Here is a 7,728-nt window from a genome sequence, read left to right as displayed (position 1 = left end):
CTGCTATTCGCTTTCCAGTTCTTCGCTTTCGCGTTTCCCTTTCCGGCGAGTCCGACTCTATCAGATCCATTCGGGCCTGATTCCCAGTCAGCGGGCTTTGCCTTCCCGGCCCTCGGGCCGTTCCGACGCTCAAACTCTAGCGGATTCTCCCGTTGACTCATAATCGAGTCGTCGAATTGAATTCCGGCATGCCGAAATTCTCCCCGGTGGGAGGTCGTACTGAGTTTGTTTGCCGCATCTGCGGCGGGATCGGCTGCCCTCGGACCGTCCGGGCTCCGGGACAACTCGAAGAACCTTACGGACGGCCGGGGGGCGTGTCAAACCGCCGCCCTCCCCCGCTCCCGGGCGCCGTCCCGTCGCCGTCAGCCCAGGTCGGTGAGGCGGCCGCCGGCGTCCGGCTGCTCGTGTTCCACCCGGTGCAGGAGCCGGATGAGGATCTCGCCCAGTGCGCCGCGCTGGTCGCCCGAGAGGTCCTGGAGCAGGTCCTCCTCGAAGGTGGTGGCCATCCGCATCGCCTCCAGCCACTTCGCACGGCCCTCGTCCGTCAGCTCGACGATGACGCGCACCCGGTTGGTCTCGTCCCGGTCGCGGGTGACCAGGCCCTCGCCCGCCATGCGGTCGATGCGGTGGGTCATCGCGGCGGGGGTGAGCCCGAGGCGCTTCGCGAGTTCCCCCGGACCCAGCCGGTACGGGCTGCCGGACAGCACGAGGGTCTTGAGGACCTCCCATTCGGCGTTGCTGATGCCGAGGGCGGCCACCTGCCGTCCGTATGCGACGTTCATGCGCCGGTTCAGCCGGCCCAGGGCGGAGACGATCTGCTCGACCTGCGGGTCGAGATCCCTGAACTCGCGCTGGTAGGCCGCGATCTGCTCGTCGAGGCTCGGCTCCTGGAGCGCGGGCTGCTCGCTGGTGTCAGACATGGCGGGCAGTATGGCACGCCCTCATCGCCTCGAAGTCCTTCGACGTGAAGACTTCAGCATCTAATTTTAGTGCTAAAGTCTATGGGTCTGTACTTGAAGGTTCTTCGTATGAGGTAGGTGAGTGTGACCAGGGAGATGGGCGCAGCGCTGCGGCGGATCCAGCTGGGCAGCGCGCTGAGCGCGTTCGGACTCGGATTCACCGTCCCGTATCTGTACGTCTACGTGGCGCAGGTGCGGGATCTCGGTGCCGGTACGGCGGGTGTCGTGCTGGCGGTGTTCGCCATGGCCGCGCTGGCCGTGCTGCCGTTCACGGGCCGGGCCATCGACCGGCGCGGCCCCTTGCCCGTGCTGGTCGTGGCCGCGGCTGCCGCCGCCGTGGGGGCCGGCGCCCTCGGCGTCGCGGACGGCGTGACGTCCACCGTGCTGTCCGCCGCCGTCCTCGGCGCGGGCACCGCCGTCATGCAGCCGGCGCTCGCCACGATGCTGGTGTGGTGTTCGAGCGCGTCGACCCGGACCCGTGCCTTCGCCATGCAGTTCTTCCTGCAGAACCTCGGGCTCGGCATCGGTGGTCTGGTCGGCGGGCAGCTCGTGGACGTCGACCGTCCGTCGAGCTTCACCCTGCTGTTCCTCATCGAGGCGGCGATGTTCGTGGCGCTCGGTGTGGTCGCGGCCACCGTGCGCATGCCGCGTGCCGGCTCCCTCACCTCGGTGCCCGCCGACGGTGCGGCGCCCAAGGCCGGACTGCGGGTGCTGCTCTCGCACCGGGCGATGGTCCAGCTGTGCGTGCTGGGCTTCGTGATCTTCTTCGCCTGCTACGGACAGTTCGAGTCGGGTCTCGCCGCCTACGGCACGGAGGCCGCCGGAATCGATCCGTCCACCCTGGGCGTCGCGCTGGCCGCGAACACGGCCGTCATCGTCGTCGCGCAGTTCGTCGTGCTCCGGCTCGTGGAGCGCCGGCGGCGCAGCAGGGTCATCGCGTGGGTCGGTCTGATCTGGGCCTTCGCCTGGATCGTGGCCGGGTACGCGGGGCTCGGGCACGGCAGCCAGACCATGGCGACGGCCGCGATGATCTCGACGTACGCCCTTTTCGGTCTGGGTGAGGCGATGCTGTCGCCGACGGTGGCGCCGCTCGTCGCGGACCTGGCGCCGGAGGCCATGGTCGGTCAGTACAACTCGGCGTTCGCCCTGGTGAAGCAGCTCGCGCTGGCCGTCGGGCCTGCGGTGGGCGGGCCCATGGGGGCGTCGCTGCACGGGCCGTACATCGTGACCTTCGTGCTGTTCTCGCTGGGCATCACCGTGCTGGCGCTGAAGCTGGGGCGCCGGCTCTCCCCCGTGCAGGACCAGCCCTCCCTCGCGACGGTGCCGTCGCGCGTGGTCGCCGTGTCGCTGCCGGGGAAGGAGCAGGCCTCCGCTCCCAGTGGCGTGCGCTGAGGGCGGTCAGCCGGGGAGCTCGAACTCGCACCAGACCGCCTTGCCGCCGCCGGGGGTGCGGCGGCTCCCCCAGGACGAGGCGATCGTCGCGACGATGGAGATGCCGCGTCCCGCCTCGTCCGCGGGGTCCGCGCGCCGGCGGCGCGGGAGGTGGTCGTCCCCGTCCGTCACCTCGATGATCAGACGGCGGTCGGTCCGCCGCATACCGAGGCGCATGGGCGGGGTGCCGTGCTGGAGGGAGTTCGCCACCAGCTCGCTCGTGGCGAGCACCCCCAGGTCGCAGAGCTCCATGGGGAAGCGCCAGGAGGACAGGACGCCCGTGGCGAAGGCGCGGGCCCGCGGGGCGGCCTCGATGCCGCCGAGCAGGTCGAGCGAGGCGTTGTGGAAGAGCTCCGCGCTGGCGCCGGTGCGCGCCGGGTGCTGGACCACGAGCACCGCCACGTCGTCGTCGTGCTCCGCGGTGACGCCCAGCGAGCGGATCAGCCGGTCGCAGACCACCTGGGGCGAGCCCTTGGCCCCCGACAGGGCGCGTCCCAGAGCCGCGACGCCCTCGTCGATGTCCTCGCTGCGGCGCTCGACCAGGCCGTCCGTGTAGAGGACGGCCGTGGAGCCGGGCGGCAGCGGGATGGTCCCGGAGGTGTGGATCCAGCCGCCGGTGCCGAGCGGCGGTCCGGTCGGGTCCTGGGCCTGGTGCACCGTGCCGTCCTCGTCGCACACCAGGATCGGGAGGTGACCGGCGGAGGCGTAGACCAGGTGTCCTTCGTTGGGATCGTGGACGGCGTAGGCACAGGTGGCGATCTGACTGGCGTCGATCTCGGCGGCCAGGCCGTCGAGGAGCTGGAGCACCTCGTGCGGCGGCAGGTCGAGACGGGCGTAGGCCCGGACCGCGGTGCGCAGCTGGCCCATGACCGCGGCGGCCCGCACACCGCGCCCCATCACGTCGCCGATGACGAGCGCGGTGCGGCCGGCGCCCAGGGTGATGACGTCGTACCAGTCGCCGCCGACGGCCGCGTCCGTGCCGCCCGGCTGGTACGTCGCGGCGATGCGCAGGTCGTCCGGCTGTTCGAGGTCCTGCGGCAGCAGCGACCGCTGGAGGGTGACGGCCGTCTCGCGGAGACGGCGCTCGCTGGCGCGGAGCCGCTCCGCCGCTTCGGCGTGGTCGGTGACGTCGGTGGCGTAGACGAGGACGCCCGCCTCCCCGGCCTCCCCGTCGGGTGCGTCCGGGTCGCCGGTGGCCACCGGGGTGCAGGTGACCGTGTAGGAGTTGCCGGCCAGGACCTTGCGGGACTTGACCGTACGCGGGGTGCCGCTGCGCAGGACCTGGTCCATCAGGGGCAGCAGGCTGAGCTCGGCGAGCTCGGGCATGGCCTCGGCCGCGGGCTCGCCGCACGGGCGGGGTCCGAAGGCCGCCGTGTAGGCGGCGTTGACGTAGGTGATGCGGTGCTCGGGGCCGTGCAGCAGCGCGACGGGGGCGGGCAGCCGGCCGAGGAGCTCGCCCGCCGACGGGGCCTCCGGCGAGGGGCCCCGGCCGGAGGGTTCCGAGGCGCCGTCCGGTGGGGCGACCGTGGCCTTCGGCCGGACGGACTCGGCGCGCGCGGCGGGCACGGAACTGTGGTCGTCCCGTGCGGCGGCTCGACGCTGTGTTCCGGGGAAGCGGGCGCTCCAGCGCGTGAAGTTCACGGAATTTCTGGCCTCGTGTGTCGGTCTGGCCCGCTCGGGCGAGCTGGTTCGTCTGCTGGTCCGGAGTCCGGCGCCCCGGCCTGGCTTCCGGGAACGCGCTGCCTGGCCTCATTGGTGCGGTTGGTCCTCGCTGCCGGTCACGATGGGTGACCGCCTGCTGGATCACTCTGCGCAGGTGCGAGCCCACCAATGGTCACACGCCCAGTGTGACCGACCGTACTGACAGTTGCCGTACGGCAGTCGGTCCATCGGCTGAATCCGAGCCGTTCCCCCGGCGCGCCGGGGCGTGGCGGGCCAGGGGTCAACCGGACACGCCCGGCGGTCTGTCACCCTCCGGCGGGGGCTGCCCGGGTGAGCCCGGAGGGACGTGTCCACGGGCGGCGAGGGCGAACTCGGCGCGCGGATGTTCGAGGGAGCCGAGCGAGACGATCTCCCGTTTGAAGAGTCCGGCGAGGGTCCACTCGGCGAGGACCCGCGCCTTCCGGTTGAACGTCGGGACACGGCTGAGGTGGTAGACCCGGTGCATCAGCCAGGCCGGGTAGCCCTTGAGCCTGCGCCCGTAGACGTGCGCCACGCCCTTGTGCAGGCCGAGCGAGGCGACGGACCCGGCGTAGGAGTGCCGGTAGTCCTCGACCGGCCGGCCCGCGAGTACGGCCAGGAGGTTGTCCGCGAGGACCTTGGCCTGGCGCACCGCGTGCTGGGCGTTGGGCGCGGTGTCCGTGCCCGGCTCGGACGCGGTGAGGTCCGGGACGGCCGCCGCGTCGCCGGCGGCCCAGGCGTGCTCGACGCCGTCGACGGAGAGCGCCGCGGTGCAGCGGATCCGGCCGCGTTCCGTGAGGGGGAGGTCGGTGGCGGCCAGGACCGGTGCGGGTTTCACGCCCGCCGTCCACACCAGGGTGCGGGTCGGGAAGCGCGAGCCGTCGCTCAGCACGGCGATCCGGCCCTCGCAGCTGTCCAGCCGGGTGTCGAGCCGCACGTCGATGTTGCGGCCCCGCAACTCCCTGACGGCGTACGTGCCCATCGCCTCGCCGACCTCGGGAAGGATGCGGCCGGTCGCCTCGACCAGGATCCAACGCAGGTCGGACGGCTTGATGTTGTGGTAGTACCGCGAGGTGTACCGGGCCATGTCCTCCAGCTCCGCGAGCGCCTCCACGCCCGCGTACCCGCCGCCGACGAAGACGAAGGTGAGGGCCGCGTCCCGGATGGCCGGGTCGCGGGTGGCGGAGGCGATGTCCATCTGCTCGATGACGTGGTTGCGCAGACCGATGGCCTCCTCGACGGTCTTGAAACCGATGCCGACGTCGGCGAGACCGGGGACCGGCAGGGTGCGCGACACGGATCCGGGCGCCAGCACGATCTCGTCGTACGGGATCTCCAGGGCGCCGGTGCCGTCCTCCCCGGTGGCGAGCGTGGTCACCGTCGCCGTGCGTTTGGCGTGGTCGACCCGCTCCACCTCACCGATGACGATCGTGCAGTCCTTCAGGACCCGGCGCAGGGGCACGACCACATGGCGCGGCGAGATCGAACCGGCGGCGGCCTCGGGCAGGAACGGCTGGTACGTCATGTAGGGCTCGGGCGTGACCACCACGATCTCGGCATCACCGCCTCTCAGTCTCCGGCGCAGCTTCCGCTGGAGACGCAGGGCGGTGTACATCCCGACGTAGCCGCCGCCGACGACGAGAATGCGCACACTTGGCCGGGTGCCGGGGAGCGCTCCCCGGGAATCTGGTGCCATCACCATCCCATGAGGCAACGGAGTCCCGAGTTTGTCCACAGGCCCGACAAATTGTGTGACCGGACCGCTCCGCCCGCCCGACGGCCCACGGTCCCCCTCCGTTTCGGGAGCCGTGCAGGTCAGGTACGGCGGACGGACCCACCCGCAGGGGGTGAACCGGAGTCCGACCGGATCGTGCTCCGATCGGGGGGCGCTCCGTGCGGAACTACCCCCTTCTGAATTGACCTGGGCTCAACTATGTTCGTAACCCGTCGGGGTGTCGGATTCGGACTGGGGTCCACACACCGAGAGACACGGGTGGGGAAGTCTCCGGGGGGAGACGTCATAACCGGGGGAAGTCATGCACATTCAGAATCTGCAAGGGCCGAGCGCTGTCGCTGCCTCCGCCGAGGACCGCGGCCGGCCGGGCCCTGCCGGCGCGGTCGGCACCGTCACCGCGCCCGGGGTCACGGGCGGCACCGTCCGCTCCGCACCGCTGCGCGTGGACGCGCAGCGCAACCTCGAACACGTCCTGCGCGCCGCGCGTGAGGTGTTCGGCGAGCTGGGGTACGGCGCACCGATGGAGGACGTGGCACGCCGCGCCCGGGTCGGTGTCGGCACCGTCTACCGCCGCTTCCCGAGCAAGGACGTGCTGGTCCGCCGCATAGCGGAGGAGGAGACCGCCCGGCTGACCGACCAGGCGCGCTCGGCCCTCGGCCAGGAGGACGAACCGTGGTCGGCGCTCTCCCGCTTCCTGCGGACGTCGGTGGCGTCGGGTGCGGGGCGGCTGCTGCCGCCCCAGGTGCTGCGCGTCGAGGCGCAGCAGGACGAGCTGCCGGTGGCGGCAGGGACGGGGACCGCCGACGACGAGACGCGCGTCCCGCACCAGCGGCAGGGGGTGGAGCCGGCCGGATCCGTCCTCGACACCCGGCCCACGGGCGGCGAGGAGGGCCTCGACGACGCTCCGGGGACGGCCGAGCTGCTCGACGTCGTGGGCCGACTGGTGCACCGGGCCTGCGAGTCGGGTGAGCTGCGGAGCGATGTGACGGTGGCGGACGTGCTGCTGGTCATCGCGACGGCGGCGCCCGCCCTGCCGGACCCCGCTCAGCAGGCCGCCGCCTCGGCCCGGCTGCTGGACATCCTGCTGGAGGGACTCCGCTCCCGCCCGGCGTAGGTGCGGGGAGAAGGGCGCGGACACCACCCTCGACTCGGGGCGGACCCGGATCGGGAGTGCGGGGCTCGTGCGCGCGATGCGCGGCCCCCGACGACCGGTCCTGCACCGTTGCGGGGCTCGTGCGCGGCGGGGCGGGCGGACACCGGAGCCGGGGCGCCGGCTGCACGCGACTGACGGAGAGCGGGAGTTGGGCCACCACGTCCGGCGCCGGGCTGCGGCTCCACGAGCCGGACACCCCGGCCTGGCTTCCGGGGCCCGGGCCGGGCAGCGGGCCGGGACGAGCAGCGGGTCAGGCAGCGTCCCGGGGCTCCCGCTGCCTCTGGACGGTCCTGGACGTCCCGGGGCGCCCCCGGGTCGGACGGCCGACCGCGGCTCCTGGTGGCGGTCCGGAGCGGATGCCGACTGCGTTTCCTCGCCCGCCCGTTGGGCGTCGGAGCCGGCCGGAGGGCCGTGGCTCCCGCACGGTGACGTACGCGGGCGCGGACGGCCCCAGTGATCTGCGCGGTGCGGGTGGTACATCCCGTCCGGGTGGTACATCCCGTGCGGGTGGCGCGGGTGTTACCCGCGGCGCGGGATGCCTGAGTATCCGATGCCTGAGCGTCCGCGGCGCGGGATGCCCGAGCGAGACGGGGTGGCACCCCGTACGGGCGGTCAGGGCGTCCAGGGCGCGGGGGTCGCGGGCGGGCCCCCCGGGGCGGGGGGGGGGGGCCCCCGGGGGGGGGGGGGCGGGGGGCGGTGGGGGGGGGGGGGGGGGGGGCCCCCGCGGGTGCCTGGGCCCCCCCGGGCGTAATCACATTCGGGTGGTGGTG

Annotated in this window: 5 protein-coding genes; 2 read left to right on the top strand and 3 right to left on the bottom strand. The window is 72.8% G+C overall.

The annotated features are described in order from the left end of the window. Window positions 1–362: 362 nt before the first annotated feature. Window positions 363–920: a MarR family transcriptional regulator gene (locus ABZ172_RS29825; RefSeq protein ID WP_356888443.1), complete on the bottom strand. Its 558-nt coding sequence runs from the start codon at window positions 918–920 to the stop codon at window positions 363–365. Between the two features lie 135 nt (window positions 921–1,055). On the opposite strand from ABZ172_RS29825, the gene ABZ172_RS29820 reads away from it, so the two are divergent. After that, window positions 1,056–2,351 carry an MFS transporter gene (locus ABZ172_RS29820; protein ID WP_356888445.1) on the top strand — a complete coding sequence of 432 codons (1,296 nt, stop codon included), beginning with the start codon at window positions 1,056–1,058 and terminating at the stop codon, window positions 2,349–2,351. A gap of 6 nt (window positions 2,352–2,357) precedes the next feature. Here ABZ172_RS29820 and ABZ172_RS29815 read toward each other — a convergent pair whose 3' ends face one another. Next, the gene (locus ABZ172_RS29815) at window positions 2,358–4,031 is read right to left on the bottom strand and encodes a SpoIIE family protein phosphatase (protein ID WP_356888441.1); all 1,674 of its coding nucleotides are present in this window, start codon (window positions 4,029–4,031) and stop codon (window positions 2,358–2,360) included. 301 nt (window positions 4,032–4,332) lie between these two features. Then, window positions 4,333–5,766, bottom strand: coding sequence for an FAD-dependent oxidoreductase (locus ABZ172_RS29810; protein ID WP_356888439.1), 1,434 nt, complete (start codon window positions 5,764–5,766; stop codon window positions 4,333–4,335). A 340-nt stretch (window positions 5,767–6,106) separates the two neighbouring features. Between ABZ172_RS29810 and ABZ172_RS29805 the strand changes: the two genes are divergently transcribed. After that, window positions 6,107–6,919, top strand: a complete 813-nt coding sequence (locus tag ABZ172_RS29805) for a helix-turn-helix domain-containing protein (RefSeq protein WP_356888437.1) — start codon at window positions 6,107–6,109, stop codon at window positions 6,917–6,919. The last annotated feature ends 809 nt before the right edge of the window (window positions 6,920–7,728 follow it).

It is taken from the genome of Streptomyces sp. NPDC006296, assembly GCF_040613235.1.
Taxonomy (GTDB): domain Bacteria; phylum Actinomycetota; class Actinomycetes; order Streptomycetales; family Streptomycetaceae; genus Streptomyces.
This window is presented reverse-complemented; position numbering and strand designations above follow the sequence as displayed.

Bases quoted from the DNA above. Each gene is read 5' to 3' on its own strand.
- ABZ172_RS29805 (WP_356888437.1), top strand. From the start codon at position 6,107: ATGCACATTCAGAATCTGCAAGGGCCGAGCGCTGTCGCTGCCTCCGCC.
- ABZ172_RS29820 (WP_356888445.1), top strand. From the start codon at position 1,056: ATGGGCGCAGCGCTGCGGCGGATCCAGCTGGGCAGCGCGCTGAGCGCG.
- ABZ172_RS29825 (WP_356888443.1), bottom strand. From the start codon at position 920: ATGTCTGACACCAGCGAGCAGCCCGCGCTCCAGGAGCCGAGCCTCGAC.
- ABZ172_RS29810 (WP_356888439.1), bottom strand. From the start codon at position 5,766: ATGGCACCAGATTCCCGGGGAGCGCTCCCCGGCACCCGGCCAAGTGTG.